General features: G+C 48.8%; 1 protein-coding gene. It reads right to left on the bottom strand.

Features of this window, described 5'->3' with window-relative positions:
* The coding region (locus NE664_15415) for an SIS domain-containing protein (GenBank protein MCQ4728021.1) at positions 1-391 on the bottom strand (391 nt) is incomplete at both ends.

Here is a 391-nt window from a genome sequence, read left to right as displayed (position 1 = left end):
CCCGTCATATCAAAGGTTTCCGCATCTACCAGCATAATCTTATCGGAATACTTCTGGCAGAAGTTGTAAGCTCTCTCATCGAGCGGTCTCGTTGCGCCGACACCTTCGATAATGATGAACGGAACATCAAAATCAGTCACCTCAAACGGACCATGGAAATATTCGCCGGAATGGATGGCGTGGGAATGAATCCACTGCATTTCCATAAGCAGACAGATTGCGAAGGAGTATGCCTCGCCGTAGCAGGCACCGCTGCCCATGGTATAGATCAGCTGCTCTCTCTTATACTTGCTTCCCCACTCCTTAATGGTATCCGCGTACTGCTCTTTGGCTTTCTCGATCGCATCGTTCAAATTCGCCACAGAAGCGATGCCCTTCTCATATTTCTCAC

This window comes from Anaerotignum faecicola, assembly GCA_024460105.1.
Taxonomy (GTDB): Bacteria; Bacillota; Clostridia; order Lachnospirales; family Anaerotignaceae; genus JANFXS01.
The sequence above is the reverse complement of the archived record's forward strand: the minus strand, read 5'-3'. Positions and strand labels throughout refer to the sequence as shown.